Annotated in this window: 21 protein-coding genes; 9 read left to right on the top strand and 12 right to left on the bottom strand. The window is 48.9% G+C overall.

Going from position 1 to position 23802, the window contains the following annotated elements:
• Window positions 1-488: 488 nt before the first annotated feature.
• From F4X88_04020 to F4X88_04030, 3 genes are read left to right on the top strand one after another with little or no spacing between them, the layout of a single operon-like run.
• Window positions 489-1739, top strand: a complete 1251-nt coding sequence (locus tag F4X88_04020) for a restriction endonuclease subunit S (GenBank protein MYA55442.1) — start codon at window positions 489-491, stop codon at window positions 1737-1739.
• Between the two features lie 57 nt (window positions 1740-1796).
• Window positions 1797-2729 carry a hypothetical protein gene (locus F4X88_04025; GenBank protein ID MYA55443.1) on the top strand — a complete coding sequence of 311 codons (933 nt, stop codon included), beginning with the start codon at window positions 1797-1799 and terminating at the stop codon, window positions 2727-2729.
• A gap of 40 nt (window positions 2730-2769) precedes the next feature.
• Complete coding sequence (locus tag F4X88_04030) at window positions 2770-4710, top strand: HsdR family type I site-specific deoxyribonuclease (protein MYA55444.1); 1941 nt, start codon at window positions 2770-2772, stop codon at window positions 4708-4710.
• Here F4X88_04030 and F4X88_04035 read toward each other — a convergent pair.
• From F4X88_04035 to F4X88_04055, 5 genes are all read right to left on the bottom strand, one after another.
• Window positions 4625-4957, bottom strand: a complete 333-nt coding sequence (locus tag F4X88_04035) for a hypothetical protein (GenBank protein ID MYA55445.1) — start codon at window positions 4955-4957, stop codon at window positions 4625-4627. The genes F4X88_04030 and F4X88_04035 overlap by 86 nt on opposite strands.
• Window positions 4941-5159, bottom strand: a complete 219-nt coding sequence (locus F4X88_04040; GenBank protein ID MYA55446.1) for a DUF433 domain-containing protein — start codon at window positions 5157-5159, stop codon at window positions 4941-4943. The genes F4X88_04035 and F4X88_04040 overlap by 17 nt, the downstream gene beginning before the upstream one ends.
• Window positions 5160-5228: 69 nt before the next feature.
• Window positions 5229-6431, bottom strand: coding sequence for a 6-phosphofructokinase (locus F4X88_04045; protein ID MYA55447.1), 1203 nt, complete (start codon window positions 6429-6431; stop codon window positions 5229-5231).
• A 136-nt stretch (window positions 6432-6567) separates the two neighbouring features.
• Window positions 6568-8127, bottom strand: a complete 1560-nt coding sequence (locus tag F4X88_04050; protein MYA55448.1) for a thiamine pyrophosphate-binding protein — start codon at window positions 8125-8127, stop codon at window positions 6568-6570.
• A 166-nt stretch (window positions 8128-8293) separates the two neighbouring features.
• On the bottom strand, window positions 8294-10120 hold the full coding sequence (locus F4X88_04055; GenBank protein ID MYA55449.1) for a hypothetical protein: 1827 nt from the start codon (window positions 10118-10120) through the stop codon (window positions 8294-8296).
• Between the two features lie 510 nt (window positions 10121-10630).
• On the opposite strand from F4X88_04055, the gene F4X88_04060 reads away from it, so the two are divergent.
• The 3 genes from F4X88_04060 to F4X88_04070 all read left to right on the top strand — a co-directional run bounded on the left by F4X88_04060 (window position 10631) and on the right by F4X88_04070 (window position 13807).
• Entirely contained in the window at window positions 10631-11869 is a 1239-nt protein-coding gene (locus F4X88_04060; protein ID MYA55450.1) for an FtsX-like permease family protein, read from the top strand.
• Between the two features lie 110 nt (window positions 11870-11979).
• Window positions 11980-12495, top strand: coding sequence for a Uma2 family endonuclease (locus tag F4X88_04065; GenBank protein MYA55451.1), 516 nt, complete (start codon window positions 11980-11982; stop codon window positions 12493-12495).
• Between the two features lie 196 nt (window positions 12496-12691).
• Complete coding sequence (locus F4X88_04070; GenBank protein ID MYA55452.1) at window positions 12692-13807, top strand: DNA methyltransferase; 1116 nt, start codon at window positions 12692-12694, stop codon at window positions 13805-13807.
• 2 nt (window positions 13808-13809) lie between these two features.
• Here F4X88_04070 and F4X88_04075 read toward each other — a convergent pair whose 3' ends face one another.
• Genes F4X88_04075 through F4X88_04085 form a run of 3 tightly spaced genes read right to left on the bottom strand, consistent with a single transcriptional unit; the run spans window position 13810 to window position 16146 of the window.
• Complete coding sequence (locus F4X88_04075; protein MYA55453.1) at window positions 13810-14820, bottom strand: hypothetical protein; 1011 nt, start codon at window positions 14818-14820, stop codon at window positions 13810-13812.
• A gap of 12 nt (window positions 14821-14832) precedes the next feature.
• Complete coding sequence (locus F4X88_04080) at window positions 14833-15876, bottom strand: sugar kinase (GenBank protein MYA55454.1); 1044 nt, start codon at window positions 15874-15876, stop codon at window positions 14833-14835.
• Between the two features lie 3 nt (window positions 15877-15879).
• Window positions 15880-16146, bottom strand: a complete 267-nt coding sequence (locus F4X88_04085) for a hypothetical protein (GenBank protein ID MYA55455.1) — start codon at window positions 16144-16146, stop codon at window positions 15880-15882.
• Between the two features lie 162 nt (window positions 16147-16308).
• On the opposite strand from F4X88_04085, the gene F4X88_04090 reads away from it, so the two are divergent.
• Window positions 16309-17439 (top strand): muconate cycloisomerase, encoded by a 1131-nt coding sequence (locus tag F4X88_04090; GenBank protein MYA55456.1) that lies wholly within the window; start codon window positions 16309-16311, stop codon window positions 17437-17439.
• Here the strand turns inward: F4X88_04090 and F4X88_04095 are convergent.
• The 4 genes from F4X88_04095 to F4X88_04110 form a co-directional block, all read right to left on the bottom strand.
• Window positions 17405-18610, bottom strand: a complete 1206-nt coding sequence (locus tag F4X88_04095; protein ID MYA55457.1) for an MFS transporter — start codon at window positions 18608-18610, stop codon at window positions 17405-17407. The genes F4X88_04090 and F4X88_04095 overlap by 35 nt on opposite strands.
• Before the next feature lie 31 nt (window positions 18611-18641).
• The gene (locus F4X88_04100) at window positions 18642-19634 is read right to left on the bottom strand and encodes a molybdopterin-dependent oxidoreductase (GenBank protein ID MYA55458.1); all 993 of its coding nucleotides are present in this window, start codon (window positions 19632-19634) and stop codon (window positions 18642-18644) included.
• 179 nt (window positions 19635-19813) lie between these two features.
• Window positions 19814-20011 (bottom strand): hypothetical protein, encoded by a 198-nt coding sequence (locus F4X88_04105; protein ID MYA55459.1) that lies wholly within the window; start codon window positions 20009-20011, stop codon window positions 19814-19816.
• A 42-nt stretch (window positions 20012-20053) separates the two neighbouring features.
• Window positions 20054-20659: a hypothetical protein gene (locus F4X88_04110; GenBank protein MYA55460.1), complete on the bottom strand. Its 606-nt coding sequence runs from the start codon at window positions 20657-20659 to the stop codon at window positions 20054-20056.
• A gap of 181 nt (window positions 20660-20840) precedes the next feature.
• Between F4X88_04110 and F4X88_04115 the strand changes: the two genes are divergently transcribed.
• Together F4X88_04115 and F4X88_04120 are read left to right on the top strand one after the other, a co-directional pair.
• The gene (locus tag F4X88_04115; GenBank protein ID MYA55461.1) at window positions 20841-22316 is read left to right on the top strand and encodes a sulfatase-like hydrolase/transferase; all 1476 of its coding nucleotides are present in this window, start codon (window positions 20841-20843) and stop codon (window positions 22314-22316) included.
• 130 nt (window positions 22317-22446) lie between these two features.
• Complete coding sequence (locus F4X88_04120; GenBank protein ID MYA55462.1) at window positions 22447-23772, top strand: phenylacetate--CoA ligase family protein; 1326 nt, start codon at window positions 22447-22449, stop codon at window positions 23770-23772.
• Window positions 23773-23802 lie beyond the last annotated feature (30 nt).

Here is a 23802-nt window from a genome sequence, read left to right on the forward strand (position 1 = left end):
ACGCTGCCTTTCGACAAGGCAGCTTGAATATCATAATATTGTCCAAACTTTAGTATATTATAGTGGATCCTAAAAATAAATAGACATGTTCCCTTCCCCGGTAGGCGAGGTTTCTAACCTCGCCGGTGTGAAGTGTCCAATTAATTCTAAACTTTACTATAAATGAGTATCGCCTAATTATTTCGGATTATAACTCTTGGCGCGACTATAACTTGTCCCTAATGAATCAAAACAATCCAATCCTTTTGCCATTCCAGCACCAAGGAAAATACTGGATTTTATTACCCACGCCAGAACGAGATCATACCCCTGAGTTTAGATTGTGGGGGGTTATGCTTTCGCGTGTTGGACGTGAATTGTTTCATATAGTTGACCAAGATCCTATGCCGGAATATACTGAAGACCTCAAGAAATTTTTTGCAAAACAAAACCTAAATATGATCGAAGTTAATAGTCCATGATTTGAGGGGAAACTTAGAGGATTTAGTATGAGTTCGTGGCATAACCTAACCATTAATGATTTGGGACAAATAATCACAGGTTCTACCCCACCTACGAAAAAAACGGAGTATTATGGGAATGAATATCCCTTTATCACTCCAACGGATATGAAAATAGATTCTCGCATTGTTCATACCGAACGATTCCTATCACAAACAGGATATGAATATAATAAAAACCGTCTGCTACCTCCCAATACAGTTTGTGTCGTCTGCATTGCAAGCATCGGTAAAACTTGCATGACAACTGTTCCAAGCGTAACAAACCAACAAATTAACAGCATTGTCGTAAATCAACAAAAACACGATCCATACTTTGTATACTATCTTCTCAGAACTAAAACAGAGGTCCTTCATAATATAGCTAGTGGTGTCGCAAGTCCTATAGTCAATAAATCAACATTTGGAAATCTCGAAGTTTATGTTCCTCCTCTCCCAACCCAACGCAAAATCGCCGCCGTTCTCTCCGCCTATGACGATCTCATCGAAAACAACACCCGCCGCATCAAAATCCTTGAGGACATGGCACAGACCCTCTACCGAGAATGGTTCGTCCACTTCCGATTCCCCGGACATGAGAACGTCCGGATGGTGGAATCGTCGTTAGAACTTATACCGCAAGGGTGGGAGATAATTGCTGCGAGCGAAGCTATGTTCATAAATCCAAGGACTTCTGCTCCACGTGATACCAAAAAACCATTTGTGCCGATGAAGTCAGCAACAGAAAATTCAATGTTAATCACTGACGTAGAGGAAAAAACGGGAAACAGTGGGGCGAAGTTTAAAAATGGGGACACGCTATTTGCGCGTATTACTCCATGTCTTGAAAACGGTAGGACAGGCTTCGTCCAATTTCTTCCGAATGGCACTGAGATTGCTTTTGGATCGACAGAATTTATCGTTCTCAGGTCCAAAACGTTGAACCCATATTTTGTTTATCTTTTGGCACAGACACATGATTTCAGGGAGCATGCGATCAAGAGTATGACAGGAGCAACAGGGAGACAGCGTGTCCTCAACCAATGTTTTGATGATTATTTTTTGCCAAATCCCAATCAGGACATACTCGATCAATTCGAGTCTACAGTTATCTCTTTATTTAGAAAAGTCCAGAACTTTGCTGAGAAAAACACCAACCTCCGCCAAACCCGAGACCTCCTCCTCCCTAAACTCATCTCCGGCGAGATAGACGTATCTGAACTTGATATTGATATTGACATTGATCCCAAAAGCAATTGACAGATACAACGCGAGGGTGTATAATTTGCAACAAGACAATTGGGAGAAAACTTTATAGTGAACGATCCTGACCGAAACCTCGTCCTGCCCGGACAGTTTGATAACGTGACAAAACGCGGAGTCCGCAGAGATCCCAAGGGTTTCGTCACGACGCTCCTCGGTATAGAAGCAGACGAGTTTCAGGTCATTGAGACCGAGCAGCTCTCAATGAAAACGCACCTGGCTGATAGTTTTATACGCATTACCACTGGGAGCGAGCAAGCCATTGTGCACTGTGAGTTTCAGACCCACGACAGTCGGGCGGTCCCGATGCCCTTCCGAATGGCAGGTTATATCGGGAGTGCCCTTGCGTTTTACAAACTCCCAATCTATTCTCATGTCATTTACCTGCATCCAACGGCTGGACGTACCGACCCGGGGCTGTATGTCCAAGAGATGTCAGGATATAATATTGGCATCCAATACCGCGTGCTAAGACTCACTGAAATGGACGGGCAGGCACTTCTGGATCCGGACAGAGTGGGGCTGGTTCCGTTCGCAGCCTTGATGAAACCGCCTGCTTCCGTGGAGGTGCCAGAATGGATACGGCACTGTGTGCAAACGATTGAGGCAGGGACAGAAGACGAATCGCAGCAAAGAAAAACACTCGCGGACTTAGCGATTCTCGGTGGGTTAGCCTATGATTCTCAAGTCATCCGCGAGGCAATATCGGAGGTCATTGTGCAAGAATCTTCTATCATCCAATACTTCACTGAGAAAGCTCTTGAACAAGGCATCGAGCAGGGCATAGAACAAGGAAAGAAACAGCACGCTGTTGAAGCGATCCTTACAGTGCTGGAGGTCCGATTTCAGACCGATGTCGCTGAGAAACTCAAGCCTTTTCTTGGAGCCATTGACGATCTACAACGTCTGGATGCGTTACACCGTGTTGCGGCACGCGCATCAGACATTGATGAGTTTACGCAGGCTCTCTTGAACCTTGAAAACTGAGCTGCCCCGAAGGTTGAATCCCGATATAAAAGGGAAACCCATGTCCAAACAGAAAGCGTTTTTAGAGAAACTTCATATAAAAAACTTCTTGAGCTTGCGGAATATTACACTTCCACTGAAGTCCCTGACAGTGCTCGTCGGTCCCAATGCCAGTGGGAAGTCCAACGTTTTGAGTGCTTTGTACAGTCTCAGGTCAATGATGACTGATGAAAAACTTCCGCCAGTTGAATTAGTTCAGAGTTACCTTTGGGCAGGTAAAGCAAGTCATATTACTTTCCAATTACAAACTGAAGTGAAAGAAACCTCAGCTATATACGAATTGGAATTTAAGGCAGATGTTCACAATCCTTTTGTTGCCGAGGAATTATTAGTTGAAGGTATAAAAATCATATCGGTTGAAAACGGAAAAGGTGAGGTTCAAGATGAAAACGGAAAAAATAAAACAACATATACCTCCAATAAAGTTTTTTTCCTCCCAGACCTTCAGGAATGGAGTTCAGCCGTACCACCACAAACGTCTTCACAAATCCAACCCGAACAAATGAATCCATACAGCGAAGATGAACTTATCGAACAACCCACCATTAATCTACTCACAGAAATGGGGTGGGAGACACGCAACTGCCACAATGAATTCAACCGAGGGGATAGCCCACTCGGTAGACACACAAAATCCGAAGTTGTCCTCATTCCTCGTCTTCAAGCCGCATTTGCACGTCTCAATCCCAACGCAACCCCAGAAGCCATCGCTAAAGCAATCGAAGAACTCACCCACTCCCGTTCCCTGATGAGCATTGTTGAAGCCAATCGAGAAATCTATACCCTCCTGAAAGACGGTGTCCGAGTCACTGTCAGTGATCCGAGTGGCGACAGTGAAGCCACTGAAGTCCTTCAGGTAATTGACTGGAACACCCCGGAGAATAACGATTTTTTCGCGGCATCCCAGTTCTGGATCACGGGTGAGATGTATACCAAACGTCCAGACCTCATCTGTTTCGTCAATGGGATTCCCTTGATCCTAATGGAATTCAAACGGATTGATGTGAATCTCTATGCTGCCTACAATGACAATCTCCGGGACTATAAAGACACTATCCCACACCTCTTTTGGTATAACGCTTTTATTTTTCTCTCCAACGGCACGGACAGCAAAGTCGGAAGCCTCACCGCCAGTTGGGAACACTTCGCTGAGTGGAAACGTATTCACAGTGAAAATGAACCGCCTAAAATATCTTTAGAAACAATCTTGCGAGCACTGTGTGAACCGCAACGATTACTTGATGTTGTCGAAAACTTCATCCTGTTTATGGAAGCACAAGGCGGATTGATTAAGATTCTCGCCAAAAACCATCAATACCTCGGTGTCAACAACACGATTGCATCCCTGAACCAGATTCAAGATAACCAAGGCAAACTCGGTGTCTTTTGGCATACACAGGGCAGTGGGAAAAGTATTTCAATGCTGTTGTTTGCTCAGAAAGTCCTCAGAAAAGTGCCCGGAAACTGGACGTTTGTTGTCGTAACTGATCGCAAAGAATTGGATGACCAAATCTACAAGACCTTCGCGAGCACAAGTGGTGTCTTAACGCAGCAAGAAGTTCACGCGGAAAGAGTTGTCCATCTACGCCAACTCCTCAGTGAGGACCATCGCTATATTTTTACCCTCATTCAGAAATTTCAGACGCAAGGTGGTGAAAGGCATCCTATTCTTTCTGAACGCTCAGACATCGTTGTCATCACCGACGAAGCGCATCGGAGCCAATATGATACGCTTGCTCTAAACATGCGCACTGCACTTCCCAACGCCGCATTTATCGCGTTCACGGGTACACCGCTTATGGCGGGTGAAGAGAAGACAAAATCGGTGTTTGGGGACTATGTGAGTGTTTACGACTTCAATCAATCCATCCTTGACCGCGCAACCGTGCCGCTCTACTATGAAAACCGGGTGCCAACCTTACCTGAGAAATCAACGGGCTGAGTGCCTCGTAGTGATTCCTATCGGATTCCAACAGTACAATTCCGAGTTGAAGTTTCTCCAAGTTCTGCTCATACAAAATGCCTCTATCTGTTGTGACAAAGGCATCAAATTCCGCAGCAGCCATTTGCAAGAGTTCTCCGTTCTCTTTCCCTTTCCAACCGCGATAGTCAACTGTGATAACTTCAATTGAGTCCGGAAAGAGTGCGCGCAGTTTATGCGGGAGATTTTCGTCAAGCAACACGCGCATTCGCGTACTCCAGAGTCATCTCCAGATAAGCAACCGCTTGCTCGTGTGAAACTGTCGGGAAGTCAACGAGAAATGTATCAATTGAATCTCCTGCTACAAGATACTCGATCAAGGTTTCAACAGGCACTCGGGTGCCAGCAAAAACTAAAGCACCATGCATCACACGTGGATTCTGGGACATAATCTGTTCTTTTTTCATAATATGCTGTCCTCTAATTGAGAGTTCTCTACTGCTGCGCCCTCGGTGTCTGTCCGGGCGCGCAATAGTCTATCACCCAATCTCCCTAATCTCAACCAAGCGATTACCTAATGACAATTCTGAGTGTGGCAAGTCCCCAAACAACGGACGGAAATATCCTACCCCGGCTGGAGATATCTGGTAACGTTCCGCGTCGTAGAACCGCAGATCCAGACTTCTCCGAATCACATGCCCCGATGCATCCCGCTTCAGGACTTGATCTAACGGCAATAGGGTCGGTTCAATGCCGGCATCCGTTCGAGTAATCGTCGCAACACCGTTGAACATCCCGTCTGAGAGGGCTTGCACTGCCATAGCACCTGCCTTCATAGCGATATCTCTGTCCAATGGAATCGGACTACCGCACCGCTGGAGATAACCGAGTATCAATGCTCGGAACGCAGAACTCGAAATCTCGGGAAGGAGTTTCTTCATCGTCTCAACGATAATTTCTGAACACCCCCCGGGTTTCGTGTGCCCAAAAGCATCGAGTTCCGCTTGTGAAGTAATCATCAGTTCCCCATCGTCATTTCGGATACCCTCAGATACCACGACGATGACGTTCCCTTGTGCCGCGTGTTTTTCACGAATCGCTTCCGCCAATCTCTCCGGTTGATACGGCATTTCTGGCACAACGATAAGGTCCGCGAGTCCATAAGCGGCGGATAAGGTCAACCACCCCGCGTCTCTCCCCATCGCTTCAACAACAATCACACGATCGTGGGAGTAGGTCGTTGTCCGCAGATCTTTGACGTAATTGATGACGCTGTTCGCAGATGAAGGGAAGCCAGGACAGAAATAGTTCACCATCTTAGAATAATCAACGGCATCCCCTTCGGGTGGATTGATACCCACATCATTATCAATGGTTTTCGTGACGAAAGTAGTCGTGAATTGGTCCGACAAAGCGGTCCCGACCGTCAACGTATCATCACCACCGATCGGGATCAGCCCGCTAATGTCCAGTTTTTTCAGATTACTGACGGCTTCATCTAATTTATTATCTTTAATCAGGTTTGTGCGTGAACTCTTTAAAAGTGTCCCACCTCGGTTTTCGTCAATCAGATCAGGTGTTAGCGTAAAGTAGCGTCCACCCTTCAAAACACCACGCCAGCCTTCCATAAATCCGACGAGTTCAAAACCGAGTTCCTCGGCTTTCAATGCAATGCCCTTAAGGGTGGCGTTAAGAGCACTTGTATCACCGCCACCCGTCAGAACACCGATCTTTTTTGGCATATCCAACTCCTTTATTATTTATATATTTTTTATTCCATTGTCCGGTGTTGTTTGCGCCACCAGTGGTATTTCGGTCACGTCTGCTATCCGGCAGATGTCGAACGCGTAGGGGCGGGGTTTCTCCGCCCACCACCAACTACTTGACGACTTCGAGGAGCACCGGTTTATCCAAAGCAAGTGCCTTTTCAAACGTCGGCTTAAAATCATTTGGATCTTCGACGCGTAACCCAACCGCACCGAACGATTCTGCGAACTGCACGAAGTCCGGGTTGCTAAGTTCAACACCAATCCGTTTACCGAAGCGACGGAGCTGCCCGCGTTCAATTGAGGTATACTGGTCATCGTTCATCACAAGTGTGACAACCGGTAGATTATACAGCACCGCGGTTGCGAGGTCTGGGCACGTCATTAAGAATCCACCGTCCCCGCTCAATGCGACGACTTTCCGCTCTGGATAGGCAACCTGTGCTCCGATGGCACCTGTCAATCCGATTCCCATCGCAACGGATACGCCGGAGAAGATGTAACTCCCCGGATAATAACACGGGAAATGTGGCAGCGCGCCATAACCCGTAACATTAACGTCAACCGACAAGATCGCGTCACGGGGCATCACATCGCGCATCTCTTGGAGGATCCGAGGGCGTTCGGTTGCTGTCCAGCGTCTCCGTAATTCGCGCAATCCTTCACCCCAACCGCCTTTCGGCTTCTCGTCGCGTAGGGCGGCGTTCAACTGACGCAAAACCAATTTCGGATTCGCACCGATGCCGACAGTCGCAGGATATTCCTTGTGAATTTCTTCTGGATCGGCTTCGATATGCAACAAGGGTTGCGGCATCTTGAGGCTCCAGTTGCCGGTATCACGGTAGTTAAACCGAGTGCCGACAGCAACGATGAGGTCAGAGGCTTCCATCGCTACTTGGGAAACGCCATCTCGGAAAACACCGATCGAACAGGGCGAATCTTCAGGCACTGAACCTTTCCCAAACCCCGTCATCACGATGGGCGCGTCCAGCAGTTCTGCGAACTCAAGGATTTCTGCGGTCCCACGTGTATGATTAATACCCCCACCCGCAACAATCAATGGACGTTCTGAAGTGCTCAACAACGATAGTGCCGCATCTACGTCCTGTGGACTTGCGGTCGTCTGAATACCGTTGTTCCATGGCGGGATTGGAAAGTCGGCTTCGGCATCCAAGGCATCTTTCGCCAACTCGATCAGCACAGGTCCAGGTCTACCGGAACGCAGCGCACTGAAACTCCGATTAATGGCACCCGGAATCTGGTCTACCCGATGCACAATTTCCAGATGTTTCGTCATCGTGCCGAAGGCAGCTTTTTGATCCAACCCGTGGAAACTCTTCTTCGGATCCCGTTGTGCTAAATAGGAGGGGTTCTGTCCAGTAATCCAAAGCACCGGCGAAGACGCTGTATTCGCTTCACCGATACCGATAGAGGCGTTATTTGAACCAGGACCCGGGACGGTCATACAGACACCAACATCGCCTGTTGCGCGAGCGTAACCATCCGCCATAAATGCCGCACCGCCTTCGTGTCGTGTGACATAGTGAGCAATGCTGTCCTGATTGTTGTATAGGGATTCATAAACAGTGTCTAAATGGTTACCCGGCAAACCGAAAATAACACTCACACCCTGTTCTTTCAAACATTCGACAAAAAGATCTCCACCGGTCATAATAACTCCTTTGATTCATAAAGTTAAATGGTAACCTGCAACAATACGCAGAAATACCCTATCAATACGCAGAAATACCCCGGGGAAGCCCACACGGGCTTCATACCGTTGATTCGCAAAAACACCCCAAGCAAAACACGCAGGCAAAACCGATGCGCGAAAACGGTTAAGATACAACAAAAAGCCGTCCCTGTTTATCTGTAAACGTGCTATTGAGGTATGTCCTTCCATTCGCGTGCCAAAAATCAACAGTCCCTTCCGTTCCCTTAAACAGATCCCATTCCGTAACATGGGATACCTGACGGTATATCTCAATCAAAGCGTCAATCGGTTCAGCACCTCTGTAGAAGAGATAAAATGTCTCAAATCTTTCCGTTGCTCTGTGGTGTCCCTGAACGAGATGCGTCTCTTCATTACCCGGTTTTAGGTATACCGATACGGGACAATTCACCCATTTTCGGAGACTTTTTTCGAGTTTCTCGAGTTTCTCGTTTTGCGGACCCCGTAGAATCGTCGTTCGCCGTCCGTAGATAAGGTGTTCCAGTGGATACGGTTCAAGTCCGATCCGACCGTTGAGCAAATACGGAATCGGTTCATCTGCTATCAATCTCCCCTTCACTTTCGTGAATGCCCTCAGACGCTTGACGGTCTCTTCTTGAAGTGAAATGCAACTCGGGAGCAGAATAACGTTATAAATCGACTTAATGTCTGCTGGGTCTTTCGGGAAACTCAGTCCACTCCTCCGATTGCCCCGTTTTCCTGTGCTCTCAGTCCTCACAATTTCTGCTGAACCCAGTTCCTGCTCCGAGACAATCCTGAAATCGTAACCCAATTCCCACACGCTCTGACACAACCATCCCCACGCTTTCGTCAATCCATTCCACTGCTTCTCATCAGGTTTCGTCCAGAGACTCTGTGTCGGTGCGACCATCAGGAGCGGTCTTTTCGGATAACCGCGTGACAATTTTTGCGTTAGCGTAACGGATTCAGGGCATGCCGTCTGATCCTTATTTATCCAGAGATTAAAACCGAGACTCGCGTCTTCAAGCACAGTCCGACTGTCCGTTTTCTGGGATACCTTCCGTGAAATACCGGCGTGCTGTGTATCGCTACAAACCCATTTCGCAATGACGAATCGCTTCGGTGTATCTATTTCAGTGGCGTTTAGGATAGGGCAGTCCACCTCTGATAGCAGTGCCCCTAACTCAAACTCCAATGCCCTTGCACTTGCGGGGAGACTTAAAGCAAACTGTAGTCTCTCCTGATGGCAGAAATCGCGCACCCCTTTAAGAAAGCAGGTTGCGAATCGTGTCGTCAACTCGTTCCAAAACGTGTTCCTGACTGCCGCAGAGTTATATGTTTCATAGAAAACTAAGGGCAGATACGTTGCAAGCGTCTCCTCAGCCGTTTCTAAAAGTGTGGGGCTCCACGGAACTGAGGTCATGCCGGTTCCCAGCACACTGACTAAGGACAAAAACTTCGGCAGTTCACAGGTGAAACCGATAAGGTGTTTTTTGCTATAAGTCTTTATATAATTGACCAGCACGCGTTTCACGAACCCCGAAACCCCGCTGCTGTCCAGAAGGTCTTCCGTCGCTGCTGCCGTTTGGTAAAGATGTATGACCGTCCGTCCGCGGAGCCGTTCCGCGACCGGGAGATCACCCGCTATGCATCGTTGGACATACTCGCTGATATTATAGCAGGGGGCATCCGCTTGCGGTTGCGCGATGAGGTGATGCTGAGCAAATTCAGTGCTATTCTGGACATGCACCCGATGAAGTTTTGCCTGAATCGCCGTCGCGCTTTCCACTCCACTGAAGGATTGCTCCACAGCGTTGAGTTGGTACCGCGTTTCCAACAGCGCAGATGGTAATGAAACCCATGCGCGTTCCCCACTTCGCACCAAATGGGTTAATTCTGCTCGATGCACCGTTGCCTCTTGCGACTCGCGCCACGATAGTATGCTTCCCGCGTCAAAAGGGGCCTTCTGCACAACTGCTCGCTCCTAATTTTTTAATTATGGCTCTCCTGCTCCGTTCGATCCTCATACGTTCCACTATCCGCCCATGATTAGCAATTAGCAGTCGGTTATCGGTTTCGGTTAGGAGGTCTTCGTTATATCCAAGACTGTAGCCTGCAACAATACACAAAAATACCGGATTTAGTCTGGGAATAGACTGGATTTAGTCTACGGATAGACTAAATCCGTTCCTTGTATTACATTTCCATTCCTTGTATTACATTGCAAAAACACGCAGGCGGGTATACGCAAAGGCACTTCCAATGTCCAATCCACTTGACCGAACCGCAAGGTATAATTAAAATTTTGCAACCTCTAAACGTTTTGTGATATACTTAACATCAAAAAACAGTATGGGTTCGCGAGGGCTCTGCCAGTTTTTATATTAAAAAATTTAGCATATCTTGGGAATTGATGCAATCAAAAGTTTTGGTTGTCCCTATACTTCAGTCCTGAACAAACACTACGCCCAGTAGAATAAACATGAACATCCTCGAAAATCTTATCTCAGCGTTTTCAGTGCTTCGCAGAAGTAAACTCCGCACGATCCTCACGCTTTTAGGGATTACGATCGGTATTGCGGGTGTCATCGCGATGATGTCTTTCGGCGCGGGTGCTGAAAAGCTGATGATGGCGCAAATTGAAAATATTGGTGGACCCAGTATGTTCGGCGTTTACCGCCCTGGGTATATCGAGAAGAACAACCGTTGGCAACGTAACAACAGTCCGCATTATCTGGAAATGCGAGATCTGCACGACATTCTGACGGAATGTCCCTCCGTTGAAGTCGCCACCGTGGAGAGAAGTCATCCCATAGACTTTGAAGTCGAGGGAAAGCACCGACAAACCTACCTCCGCGCGACAACGAATGAGTATCAAGCCGTCCGACGCTGGCAGACGGAATACGGCAGGTTCATTGCCGATACCGATATGGATTTCTGGAATAAGGTGTGTGTCATCGGAGCAAAAGTCTGGAGAGAGCAATTTAAAGGACAGAACCCCATTGGCGAGGAGGTCGGTATTAACAACAGACGCTTTACTGTCATTGGCATTATGGAGAGCCGTGGCGATGGGTTGGAGGAAGGCAGAAGCGACGATAATATGATCTTCATTCCGATTACAACCGCACAAACCCGTTTTGGCGGGCGTAATCGGGTTGGTGCCATCATGGCGCGCGCCAAGAGCCTCGAGTTAGTAGAACAGGCACTGAAAGAAGTGAAAACCGTCATCATGCGCAATCACGGGGACGACGATACGTTTTTCCGAACGTGGAACGCAAAAAAAGGAATCGAAGGCGGAAGAAGGATTATCTTTATTATGGAGATGGTGCTCGTCGTCATTGCGTCTGTCGCCTTGATTGTCGCCGGTATCGGTATCCTGAATATTATGCTCGTCTCCGTAACGGAGCGGATTCCAGAAATCGGATTACGAAAAGCCGTCGGCGCAAAAAGCCTTGACATCCGTTTGCAGTTCCTCACCGAATCTGTGCTGTTATGCTTGATAGGGAGTCTGCTCGGTATCGCTTTTGGGGCTGTGGTGGGGAAAGGCTTTGCATGGGCAGTGGGTCAGTTTTTTGGAGGACTCACCTGGCCCTCTGTGATTACACCGGAAGCCGTGTTAATTTCCGTTGCTGCGGGGACAGCAATCGGTATCTTCTTCGGTTACTACCCCGCCAGCCAAGCCGCCAAAATGGCTCCCATCGATGCTATTCGCCATACGTAAGGTGCGAACCGATTGTCGAAGCAATACTTAATATTCACAGTGAAAGGAGAAAAGTAATGCTTAATTCGCAAACCCATCCTGAATCTACGCAAGAAGTTCCAACACACAGAATGCCAATGACGTTGGACGAATTTCTGGAAAACGATGTAGAGGGTTATGAATATGTAAAAGGCGAATTAGTGCCGATGCCACCTGCATCCATGGAACACGGTGAAATCAGTAGTAATGTTCATTTAAGCTTAGGTTTGCACGTTCGCGAAAATCAACTGGGACGTTTATATATTGCCGAAACGACTTTTCAATTGGGTGACAGGTTAGTGAAGCCGGATATTGCGTTCGTGTCGACGGCTCGATTACCCGAAAATAGAGAAAAGGGTTCACCCGTGCCGCCGGATTTAGCGGTTGAGGTCGTCTCGCCTACAGATAAACACTATGATGTTACCGAAAAAGCGTTAGCCTATCTGAAAGCGGGGACACGCCTTGTTTGGGTGATTGAGCCCGTCGCGAAGACAGTGATGGTTTATCGCTCTGAAACGGATTTCACAGTGCTTACGAGTGAGGACACATTGACAGGTGAAGATGTCGTGGAAGGGTTTACGTGTCCCGTCTCCCAACTTTTTGAATAGATTTTGTTGTAGCGTAGACTGTTAGTCTGCGCACCGGATGACACAATCTAACATCTTGTGCTTCAGGGCCATTTTACCGCCCTCATTTCAGATGTTAAGGAGAAACAGTACCCATTTTTAGATAGATTAGACGGAAATAGACTTATTATCGCAGAAGAAACAGACGTTGAACTTGAACAACATATACCATAAACCCATGCCCCAAACGCTTCTACACCCTCCTCCCACGCAAGGCATCAAATACATTGGATCCAAGCTGAAACTCATCTCACACGTCTTGGAACTCGTCAACAAAGTCAACGCCAAAACAATTCTGGACGGGTTCTCAGGCACCACGCGCGTCTCACAGGCACTCGCGAAACTCGGTTATACCGTCATCTGCAACGACGTTGCCCCGTGGTCAAAAGTCTTCGGTACCTGCTACCTCCTCAACGCAAAACCGAAAGAAGCATATCAACCACTCATCGACCACCTCAACGCTGTTCCCCCTGTTGACGGTTGGTTCACGGAACACTACGGCGGACACGCCAACGGTGGATGCGCCATTCAGGAAGACGGACTCAAAAAACCGTGGCAACGCCACAACACCCGTAAGTTAGATGCGATTCGACAGGAAATCGAAAACCTTAAACTCGATCCAGTCGAAAAAGCGGTCGCGCTTACAAGTCTGATGCTCGCGCTCGACCGTGTTGACAGCACGCTCGGTCACTTTTCCGCCTATCTCAAAGACTGGGCACCCCGCGCCTATAAAGAATTCGTGCTGGAAGTGCCTGATGTTTTCAGATCGGAAGGAGAGCACCAGGTCCATCAAACCGACATCTTTGAACTCACGCCGCGTGTCTCTGTAGACCTCGCCTATTTCGATCCGCCTTACGGTTCAAACAACGAAAAGATGCCACCGTCCCGCGTCAGGTATGCCGCTTACTATCACCTCTGGAAAAGCGTTGTTCTTTTCGACAAACCTACGCTTTTCGGCAAAGCAAAGCGGCGAAAGGATACATCGGATCTCCTCGCCGCTTCGATATTTGAGGAATTCCGGCGCAATGCTGACGGACACTTCATCGCTGTCCACGCCATTGCGAAGTTAATCCGAGAGACACACGCCCGCTGGATTCTGCTCTCTTACAGTTCCGGTGGTCGCGCAACCGCCCAACAACTCAACGAAGTCATGCAAAACAACGGAACACTCCTCACTGTCCTCGAACTCGACTACAAAAAGAACGTCATGGCGGGTATGCGATGGACGGACGAGTGGGTGAACGCCGCTGAAGCACCAAACCGCGAATTCCTGTTCCTACTCCAAAAACACTAAAATTACAGTTTCAGAGATTGCGAAGTATCCTTGCAAAACGCCTTAACCCTCGGATGTTCCAAGACTTCTGGGTTCAGCATATATGCGGGTGCGCGCCCCTCAATCGCATCCGTAACCTGCCCAATCGTCCGAAGGTCCAACCGAATCCCAGATTCAACAGTCATGCCGGCGTTGTGATTTGTAGAGATGATGCGCGGATGGTCTTTGTGGATCGCTCGCGGTCCGTTTACCGGGTCATCCACCACATAATACCAGAGTCGGTTTTCACTGACAGCGCGGTTGGCGGCTGCATCGTCAACGAGGTTTCCACGCGATGGATTGATGAGAGACGCATGCGGTTTCATAGCACAAAGTTCCTCATAACCGACAACAGTATCCGCACCCGATAGGTGTAAGGATACCGTATCGCTCTCTTGGAAGAGTGCCAGCGGCGTATCAACAGCCTCCGCCCCATATTGCGCGGCAACTTCAGCGATATCCGGACGGATATCGTAAACCAAAAGCCTGCCCTGCTCGCCCAAAAGCGGACGCGCACGACGCGCAACCTCTTGACCGATCCGACCGAAACCGTACAAGCCGAGTGTAGAACCCATCACCTCATGCGTCTTGATAAGCCCAAAATTCCCGCTATGGGAATCCCTATTTAGCGTATAGACCCGTTTCAGGGTAGCGAACCACTGTGCAATCGCATATTCAGCGACGGTCACCATGTGTTCAGGAGCAATCGTGACGATGACCCCAGACGCCGTCGCCAAATCAACGTTAACGGTTTCATATCCGACCCCCCACCGTGCAATGATTCGGAGTGATTCCGCAGCTTGGTAGAAACTTTCATGAAAAGGCACCCCTCCTGCGATCACACCAACGACCCCCTCGGCGTGTTCCGCGGTAAATTCCGGAGGGTGGATACTCAACTCACCAAGTTTCTGCAAATCTGCCAACGCCGCATGACGCTCCGCAGTATCGAATTCAGTATTTTCAAAAATAGGAGAAAGAAGAATTTTGGTTTTCATAGCTTTATCTGTTTAGCGGCTGATACGCACGCCCCCCGCTTCCATCGCTTTTTCTGCTTCTTCTGCCGTTGCCCAGTTGAAGTCCCCCGGGAACGTATGCGCCAAGGCGGAATATCCACCCGCAAAATCAACGGCTTCCTGAGATGATTTTCCGTTCAAAAGGCTATAAATTAATCCTGACGAGAAGCTATCACCGCCCCCCACTCGGTCCACCAGTTCGAGATCCTCATAGATACGGGATAGGTAGAATTCTGAACCATCAAACAGGAGTGTCCGCCAATCATTCAGCCACCCGGTTTTGGCATCCCGTAACGTCGTGCCGATCATTTCAATGTTGGGGAAAGCGTCCTTAACACGTTGGGCAACTGCCTTGTAACTATCGGGTTCAAGGCTGCTATACGACTCAGTCGCCCCTTCCGCCGCGAAACCGAGAGACTTCTCGAAATCCTCTTCATTCCCGATGAGAACAGAGACATGCTCCATCATTGGTTGATTCGCCGCTTGTGCTTCCTCCGCACTCCAGAGTTTAGAACGGAAGTTCAGATCGTAACTCGTTTTGACCCCCGCCGCGCGTGCCGCCTTGAGGGCTTCTGCCGAGACAGCTGCCGCAGATGCCGACAACGCAGGTGTGATGCCGCTGAGATGAAACCATCGCGCGCCGCTAAATATAGATGCCCAATCGATGTCTCCAGGCTGGACCTTGGAGATCGCAGAATATCCGCGATCATAAGTGACACTGCTCGCACGTGGTCCCGCACCCATTTCAAGGTGATAAAACCCGTTGCGCTCCAAGCCGACCCCGTCGAAATCGACCCAAATGATGTTCGACATATCCACGCCGAGTTCACGACCTTTGTTACGGATATAGCGACCCGACCAATTGTCCACGAGTCGTGATACCCAGGCAGTCCGCAATCCGAGTTGCGCGGCGTTGACAGCGACGTTCATCTCCGCACCGCCAGCCGTGATTGACAGCGATGTTGTATTTTCAAGGCGCATAAATTCTGGTGAAGTCAGACGAATCATCGCCTCCCCAAACGTAACTAAATCGTACATAGTTCATTCTCCTGTTTTGATGTCTATTGTGTTCCGGTATTCGTTATAGAGATTTTCAATACATTGCCCACAGAAACAGTAGACCCTGCCGTATCCACCGACCTCTTTTTCAAGCAATTCGGTCATCGTAAATTCGTCTTGGCAGATCGCGCAGACTTCCATCAACGCTCCCGGTTCAGTCACTTCTTCGCTGGCTTTCCGCCGGGACATGAGGTGCAAAATCAACCAAACGACGATAGGCGTGAAAATTACAAAAATAATGAATAGCATACATAGCTTCCTTCATAACGACATAGAGGATCAGTGTTCCTATTACTATAGCGGATAGCCGTGAACGTGTCAACGGAAATTCTGCCCTATATGTTTGATAAATTGCTCAGATGTATGCTAAAATACAGAGACACTTTCCAAAATTGGAGTAACCTATCGCACATGTCCAAAATAGCCCATGTAGACGTTTATCCCACTGCCGTCGGGATGAAAGACATCTTTAATATCGGAACCGGTTTCGTTGGTGATCCGGGATCCGCAGGCGACCATGTTTTCGTCAAGCTCACAACAGACGATGGCTACGTCGGTTGGGGTGAACAACGCGCCCTCCCTTCATGGAGTTACGAAACCACCGAATCCATCACAACCACGGTTCGACATCACATCGCCCCGTTGCTCCTCGGACGCGATCCTCTGAATCTCAACCGAATCCAAGCATCGATTTATCAGACGTTGAAACCCGCCGTTAGCAACGGACACCCGTTCGCGAAAGCCGCCGTGGATATTGCTTTACACGACCTGCAAGGAAAAATCCTTGAGGTGCCGCTACATACCCTTTTCGGCGGGAAACGCCACGATACGCTACCGCTCTGCTATGCGCTGAGTATTGATACACCAGAGATAATGGGATTAAAGGCGAAAGCCTTGTCACCGTGCTCCTGTTTCAAAGTGAAGGTGGCTGGAACACCCGCGGAAGATGAAGAACGCCTACGCGCAGTGCATGAAGCCGCACCCGATGCCAAACTCTGGATCGATGCGAATCAGTCTTACACCCCAACGAATGCGCTTGAATTGTTGAAACGGGTCGCAGATGTCCGTGAAATTTACTGTATGGAACAACCCGTCGCAAGTCAGGATTGGTTCGGTATGAAGCGTGTCCGCGAAGATGCCTCAATCCCAATCGCTATTGACGAAGGGTGTTTCACCTACTTCGATCTGGCAAAGATCGCACGCTTGGAATGTGCAGATGCTGTCGTTTTAAAGGTGTGTAAATCTGGCGGGTTAAACGCATGTCTGAAGAGTGTGCCTATCGCTGAAGCCAATTCACTTGAACTCCTCGGCAGCGGATTGACAGAAGCCGGAATCGGGTTCATCGCGAGCGTGCACCTCTTCTCAACTTTGGACCTTGTTCTTCCCGCTGAACTCAACGCACCCGCTTTTCTGGAAACTATGGCGGTGCGTGGCATCCACATCCATGATCACGTCGCCACGGTCCCGGACGGTCCAGGTCTGGGTGTTACACCCGATGAAGACTACATCAAGGCGAATGTGCTTGACGTTGAGAATTCTTGAGCAGTATCAAAATCTCTATGAGGATCGCGATAACAACCGCTACAGCGCAAAGTAGGTAAGGACTCTGAACCCCCAATGTTGAGTCCGCTGCGATACCGCCCAGAAATGGACCTAACATGATTCCAACACCCAAGATGGCTTCGTGCCATCCACTTTTATTCCCCTTATCCATATGCCGATCCAGACCGTAATAGAGACTGCTGAAGTAGGTAAACGCAACAGACACACCGATCACCGCAAAAGCAAAAGCCCAGAGAATCGTATGTTGGGTCAACCCGATTCCGAGGAAACTCAGGATTGCCAGGAGTTGAACGATGAGTAATGGCGTGAATTGATAGTGCCACCGTGTCGAGTAACCGGTCCCGAGGACCAGGAACGCCACCGTTTGCACACCACCGAGAACGAGCATCAGATTTCCGTATATTGCGGGACGTATCCCCATCTCTAACATGAGTTTCGGTGCAAGCCGCCGTAGGACACCCAGGGCAAACCATGAGACAAAATTCGCACACCGTGCAACGTGGAGATATGTCGCTCGAACGGGTGGAGGAGGATAGAGTATCTCAGGGGGTTCTGCGTCAGATGCATCGGTCTGGTCAGCCGGACGTGAGGGATCGGATTGGGCAATACGGGACGCATAAATTGTCAAGAGCGTGAGCAGACACGCCCCACCACCGAGATAGAAAGGTCTAAACGGATTGACCGCGCCGTAGAGATAACTGGAGAACGCCGGCCCCAAGGTCGTGCCGATGCTCCAAAATAAGTTGAAGAGCATAATCCGTTGGATTAATTCACCTTCACCTTCCCTCTCGGCAAGCCAGGCTTCGTAAGCGGGCCAGAAGAGTGCCATACTGATACCAATTCCAGGAAAGACACTCAGGAGATGTCCGCTATTTCGACAAAAGGTGAGTCCAATGCAGGCAGCACCGAGCATCAAACACGCGGCGTAAAGAATATACCGACGCTCTATCCGGTCGGAGAGCCTCCCACAGGGGATCGCGAGCAGCGCAAAAATCCCGTTAGTGATTGCCATTAAAATGCCAAGGAAGGTTGAGGAGAGTCCTAAATGACTGGTATAAAAAGAGGTATTCGTTAAGATGCTGCTCAGGGCAAAGTCAAGCAGTAGGACCGGCACGTAAACAGTGAGGAGTTGGAGCGGTTTCAGGCGCATTCAGGCATCGGAGTTGAAGACCCCTCCTACATTATGGCATCACAATCTCGGCATCAATCATGTGATAGCCTGTCGCGCCAACGGGTTCTACTTCAATACCGATTTCGTCTTGCGTAACACCACTGTTGCCGGTGGCTCTTGCGTAAATCTCAACAGGTTCCGATTCTTCAGGAACTTGCCATTCCCATTTCCAGAGCACCCACGCCAGCGGGGTATCTTTCGCCCAAATTTCCGCTTCTTCCCACGTCTGTCCGTAGTCGATACTCACTTCTACTTTCTTGATACCGCCGTGATTGCCTGCATCGAACGCTGCGCCACTGACTGTGTAGACCTTGCCGCCAGGAATTTCCTCGCCTTCACTCGGTGTCCCAATCATTGTGGCGAGTTTTACATTCGCGATCGGATCCCATCCCCGTTTCTCCCAGTAACTTTCGTGTTCCCTCGCCAACTGGATGTTGATGATCCATTTCGGATTTTTCGTACCGTAATGACCGGGGTTCAGCAATCGGACAGGGAAGCCGTGTTCAGTCGGTAAGGGTTCCTCGTTCATTTCATAAGCGAGAAGCGTCTCATCGTGCATCGCGTCCTCCAGAGGAATCGCGGTATGGTAGCCATCTGCACACCGGAAGACGACCACTTTGACATCGGATGTGGGTCCGACTTTTTCAAGCAGATCGCGCAACCGAACGCCTTTCCACACCGCATTGCTCATCTGTTCTGTGCCGATCGGGTCGCCGATACACTTCAAGGTTCGCATCGCTGTGACGGATTCCATCGCTGTGATCTCTTCGAGTCGCAGCGGGGGTATCCGTTTTTCAATGAGCCCGGTCATTGGCAATCGCCATGTCGCGGCGTCCAGTTCAACAGGATCCCCAATCTGTAGGATATAGAAATCAGCATTCGGGGTTATCAGTGTGCTCGGCTTCATTTGTGGCACTGCTGCCGCGTCCGCTTCCAATTGAAGGGGTAGGACCATGCCGGCTGCGCTAATCGCGCTTAGTTTTATGAACGTTCGTCTCTTCATCTTTTAATTATTCCTCGCGGTTCGATGAGGTTCATTGAGTAAATACTGTTAATTGGCATATATCCGCCTGCATGTTTTTGCTTGGGGCGTTTTTGCTTGGGGTCTTTGATAGGGTGTTTCTGCGTATTTCTGCGTATTGCTGCGTATTGTTGCAGGCTGCACGCTTTGGATTGCGTTTTCTATTCTTCCTTGCGTCTTTTTCTACTTAGCATGCGCATCGTAATTTTTACGACACCTCTCACCATAATTGCCGTGCCGCTGCACAGGAAGAGGGGTAATCCCCATCGCCAGTGAAAGAAAAAGTAAGCGATAAAACTGACACACATCAAAGCGATGAACGTGTTCAGAAGTTTTCTGTTTTCATACCATTTCTGCATTTTACACCGAGGGACGGATTTCCATGTTTGTCCATTTTTTCTTTACGCTTTTTGGGAGACCATACTTGAAAGGATACCCAGAATTTTGTCGCATTGCCCAATCGCATAGACTCCCATGTCAATGTGGAGTTTCTGCCCCTCCAATTTGAGAAAGAGCCAATCTGTACCTGAAGTCGTAACACCGTAAACACACTGAATGTTATTCCCTTTCTCCTCATTAAAACGTTGTGCGGCGAGCATTTCAGCGACACATTGTCCTAACCCGAGCTTCACATCAGCGTTTTTTGCTTCAACAAGCACAATAACAGGTGCTTCTAAATAAAACTGCTCTGGTGACAGACTTACCAAAAAATCACAGACCCCGGTTAATCCACTTTCAACATCAACACTAAAATCAATTCCTGAAAAAAGACTAATGCGATGCTCAAATTGTTCGCGGAGTTCTATAAGAACATTAGCGACTATCATCTCTGACTTTGCCTTTTCTGTACCTATTGCTACAGCTAAAGGCACATTTCTCGACAAAGCGGTCATAAGATGGTCACTCGGAGCCACCGGTGCTATTTCGGAAAAGGTACCCGCCGATTCAACTGTTTCTAATCCGAATGTTGTTCGGACTGCTTCTAAGGTAAAGTTACTATAAGCCATTATGAAAGTCTCTGCTTTTTTCTATAAATGTTATCATACATCCGATCAAAAGTCAACAGGAAATAAAAGACAACCGTCGAACGATCAAATAATTTTTCGTTGCGTTCTGTCCGAAAATCTGATATGTTATTTGTAATTGATCTGCTAACAGCACTACTTTTTTCAAAGGACCGGAACCCGCATGGCGAAACAACCGAATATTATCTTTCTGATGACGGATCAGCAACGCTTTGATACGGTCAGTGCGCTTGGAAATCCGATCATTCAAACCCCAGGACTCAACCGTATCGTTCGGGAGGGAACGAGTTTTACGTCAGCATATTGTCCATCCCCCGTGTGTGTCGCCTCCCGTTGCAGTTTTCTGCTCGGTCAGTGGGCACACGAAACTGGATGCACAAACAATTCGCCAATGCCGCAGGAGCGTGTCTCAGTGATGGAAATGCTCAACGCAGCAGGTTACCAGACACACGGTATCGGTAAAATGCATTTTTCACCACAGGGACGTAAGATGTGGGGGTTTGAAACGCGAGACTATTCCGAAGAGGGTCCGGGGCCCGATGATTTCACCGAGTTTCTACGTGAGAACGACTATGACCATATCGTCGCACCACACGGTGAGCGGAGTGAGTACTACTATATCCCACAACCCTCACAACTGCCTGCCCGTTTACATCACACACAGTGGGTAGGCGATAAAACACTGGCGTTCCTCTCTGGGCGCGATACGGGGCGTCCGTTTCTCTGTTGGAGCAGTTTCATCAAACCACACCCGCCGTTTGAATCCCCGGTGCCGTGGAGTCGGCTCTACCGCACGGTCGAAATGCCACTCCCGTTCCTTCCTGCAGATTATGAACATCTGCATACCTACTGGAATCGGCATCAAAACCGGTATAAGTACCGGGACCAAGGACGGGATATGAACCTTCTGCGGACAATGCGAGCTGCTTACTACGCCGCCATCTCTTTCATCGACTATCAGGTCGGACGCATCCTTGATTACCTCGAATCAGAAAACCAATTGGACAACACGCTCATCCTGTATACGTCCGATCACGGTGAATTGCTCGGCGACTACGACTGCTATGGAAAACGTTCCTTCTTGGACGCGGCGGCTCGGATCCCGCTACTTGTCCGCTACCCTGAACGTTTCGCGGCAAACGCGCAATGCGACACACCGACCAGTCTGGTGGATGTCCTTCCAACCAGTCTCGGCGCAGCAGACCTCCCGCTATCAGCAGATCGGAGCGGAGCTGATCTTGCCGATATTGCCACCGGGACTGCACACCGAGATGCAATCGTCGGGCAATTGGGACAGGAAAGCACAGGCCTCTATATGCTTTTGACAGAGGAATACAAATATATCTATTCTGCCGCCGATCGAAAGGAGTGGCTCTTCAGACGGCTACAGGGAAGACTTGATGACCGAAGTCTTGCGGGTAATCCCGCATACAGTGGAATTCTCAACACCTATCGACAACGCTTGATTGAACGGTTCCGAGAGGATGGCTATGAACGTCCGCTTGACGGCGATAAATGGCGTGATTTCCCAGCACCGGTCGAGCCTGAAAATCCAGATGCTGGACAACTTTTTCAAGATGGTCGTTCCGTGAGCGATCAGTTCCCATCAGGATATTCACCCCATATTGATCCGCTATAGACATTGCTCCTCACTGGGGTGCTTACACCGGAAAGGAAATTCCTTCTAAGCAGGTTTCCGAAGAAAACGTTTCCATTGCTTCGCAGTGAAAACAGAGGAACCATGCCCAAGAACAAGTGGTTTAAAAAACATGTCAATCCGTTCCACCATCAAAAAGTTCATCTCAAAGGCTGCGTGGCGCGCCTACAATACCTATCGTAAAGGCGTCACGTACGGTTCACAACTGTCTCAGATCGATGCGCTGTTGAATGCCCCACGTGCAGACATCTTAGCGTTCCAGCAATCACAATTAGAGAAACTCCTCCGGCATGCATACCAGACAACACCCTACTACCGTGAATTGTTCAAAGCAGAACCCTCAGATATTTCACAAATTCCACCCCTTGAAAAAAGGCACATTCGTGAGCAGTTGGAGCGTCTCTGCTCCGAAGCGGTTCCGCAGCGGCACCGGATCCAAAACGCTACAGGAGGCTCAACAGGAGAACCCCTTACCTTCTATCAGGACAGAAACTATTGGAATCAACGGAACTTGAGCGTATACTATTTCGACCAATGGGCAGGCTGGAATTTCGGTGAACATCAATTAATTATCTGGGGTGACCTCTCAGATGTCAGCGCCTCTCGAGGTTGGCGGCATCAACTGAAAAATTTTTGGCGGAATCACTATTGGCTCAACGGTTTTCATCTCACAGACCTAAAGATGCGGACGACATTTCAGAAGATGGACGAATCGCCGCCACAAACAATTCTTGCTTACCCGTCATCGCTTTACCAGTTCGCGAGGTTCATTTTTGAGAATGGTCTGAAGCCAAGGTGGGACTTGAAAGGGATCATCTCTTCGGCGGAGATGCTCCATTCACACCATCGTGATTTGGCGGAAACTATTTTTAGCACAAAAGTTTATAACCGATACGGCGGACGTGAGGTCGGATTAATCGCAATGGAATGTGAAGAGGGGCACCTGCATATCAACTGCCGCGACCTCTACCTTGAAATAGACAGTCCTGACCCATACACGCAGCCCGGGGACATTCTCATCACACAACTCAATAACTACGCGATGCCGTTTATTCGGTATCGAATTGGAGACATTGGCCGTCTCTCCGATGAGCCATGCCCATGTGGCAGTCCGTTACCTGTTTTGGCGGACTTGCTCGGACGTAGCACGGCTACCTTCCGAACGAGAACAAGCACATTGATACACGCCGGTTACTTCACACAGCAATTCTATAACGTCGTTGGTCTGGAGCAGTTCCAACTCATCCAAGAGACACTTAGACGCTGCCTCTTGAAGGTGGTCGTTAACACACAGTGGACAGAAGCGGCGCGCCGATATATGGTCCAGAAGATTCAGGAGGCACTCGGTGCTGATGTCATCGTTACAATAGAATTTGTAAAAGAGATTCCACTTCCCACTTCAGGCAAACGGGAATTTACGATTTCCAAGGTTTTTTAATTTAGGGGACGGCGACTCGAACTTATGAAA

Source organism: Candidatus Poribacteria bacterium (genome assembly GCA_009839745.1).
Lineage (GTDB): Bacteria > Poribacteria > WGA-4E > WGA-4E > WGA-3G > WGA-3G.

What these genes read in the sequence shown, in the direction of transcription:
- F4X88_04020 (MYA55442.1), top strand. Translation starts at nt 489, where the DNA reads ATGAGTTCGTGGCATAACCTAACCATTAATGATTTGGGACAAATAATC.
- F4X88_04030 (MYA55444.1), top strand. Translation starts at nt 2,770, where the DNA reads ATGTCCAAACAGAAAGCGTTTTTAGAGAAACTTCATATAAAAAACTTC.
- F4X88_04035 (MYA55445.1), bottom strand. Translation starts at nt 4,957, where the DNA reads ATGCGCGTGTTGCTTGACGAAAATCTCCCGCATAAACTGCGCGCACTC.
- F4X88_04045 (MYA55447.1), bottom strand. Translation starts at nt 6,431, where the DNA reads ATGCCAAAAAAGATCGGTGTTCTGACGGGTGGCGGTGATACAAGTGCT.
- F4X88_04050 (MYA55448.1), bottom strand. Translation starts at nt 8,127, where the DNA reads ATGACCGGTGGAGATCTTTTTGTCGAATGTTTGAAAGAACAGGGTGTG.
- F4X88_04060 (MYA55450.1), top strand. Translation starts at nt 10,631, where the DNA reads ATGAACATCCTCGAAAATCTTATCTCAGCGTTTTCAGTGCTTCGCAGA.
- F4X88_04065 (MYA55451.1), top strand. Translation starts at nt 11,980, where the DNA reads ATGCCAATGACGTTGGACGAATTTCTGGAAAACGATGTAGAGGGTTAT.
- F4X88_04070 (MYA55452.1), top strand. Translation starts at nt 12,692, where the DNA reads ATGCCCCAAACGCTTCTACACCCTCCTCCCACGCAAGGCATCAAATAC.
- F4X88_04075 (MYA55453.1), bottom strand. Translation starts at nt 14,820, where the DNA reads ATGAAAACCAAAATTCTTCTTTCTCCTATTTTTGAAAATACTGAATTC.
- F4X88_04080 (MYA55454.1), bottom strand. Translation starts at nt 15,876, where the DNA reads ATGTACGATTTAGTTACGTTTGGGGAGGCGATGATTCGTCTGACTTCA.
- F4X88_04085 (MYA55455.1), bottom strand. Translation starts at nt 16,146, where the DNA reads ATGCTATTCATTATTTTTGTAATTTTCACGCCTATCGTCGTTTGGTTG.
- F4X88_04090 (MYA55456.1), top strand. Translation starts at nt 16,309, where the DNA reads ATGTCCAAAATAGCCCATGTAGACGTTTATCCCACTGCCGTCGGGATG.
- F4X88_04095 (MYA55457.1), bottom strand. Translation starts at nt 18,610, where the DNA reads ATGCGCCTGAAACCGCTCCAACTCCTCACTGTTTACGTGCCGGTCCTA.
- F4X88_04100 (MYA55458.1), bottom strand. Translation starts at nt 19,634, where the DNA reads ATGAAGAGACGAACGTTCATAAAACTAAGCGCGATTAGCGCAGCCGGC.
- F4X88_04105 (MYA55459.1), bottom strand. Translation starts at nt 20,011, where the DNA reads ATGCAGAAATGGTATGAAAACAGAAAACTTCTGAACACGTTCATCGCT.
- F4X88_04110 (MYA55460.1), bottom strand. Translation starts at nt 20,659, where the DNA reads ATGGCTTATAGTAACTTTACCTTAGAAGCAGTCCGAACAACATTCGGA.
- F4X88_04115 (MYA55461.1), top strand. Translation starts at nt 20,841, where the DNA reads ATGGCGAAACAACCGAATATTATCTTTCTGATGACGGATCAGCAACGC.
- F4X88_04120 (MYA55462.1), top strand. Translation starts at nt 22,447, where the DNA reads ATGTCAATCCGTTCCACCATCAAAAAGTTCATCTCAAAGGCTGCGTGG.